This is a genomic window from Lacinutrix sp. MEBiC02404 (assembly GCF_053601575.1).
Genome location: NZ_JBSHNV010000121.1, coordinates 1 through 432, shown reverse-complemented (window position 1 = coordinate 432; position 432 = coordinate 1). Strand labels below are relative to the sequence as shown.

The window sequence follows — 432 nt, the reverse complement described above, 5'->3', positions numbered from 1 at the left end:
TTAGCAGCATTCCAATCGTTAGCAATTGTTTCGTTATCTGTACCATTACATTCTATAGTTTCGTCTATTACAGTACAAGCCGTTAAGTCAGGACCGATAGAATCTTCAAGCGTAAGCGTTGCAGTAAGTATGGTTTCATTACCACAATCATCAGCAACTGTATAAGTAACTAAGATAGTACCACCAGCTCCACAAGTAGAAGTAAGGTTAGCAAAAGCATAATCAGAAGTTACATCAAATACTGCATCTGTATCACAAGCATCTGTACCACAAGATTGAAGTGCTAATATATTAGCAGCATTCCAATCGTTAGCAATTGTTTCGTTATCTGTACCATTACATTCTATAGTTTCGTCTATTACAGTACAAGCCGTTAAGTCAGGACCGATAGAATCTTCAAGCGTAAGCGTTGCAGTAAGTATGGTTTCATTA

General features: G+C 37.3%; 1 protein-coding gene. It reads right to left on the bottom strand.

The genetic code is table 11. The features are described from left to right. Window positions 1–432 (bottom strand): hypothetical protein (locus ACVCXO_RS02945; RefSeq protein ID WP_452228104.1); only part of this gene is annotated, 432 nt, incomplete at both ends.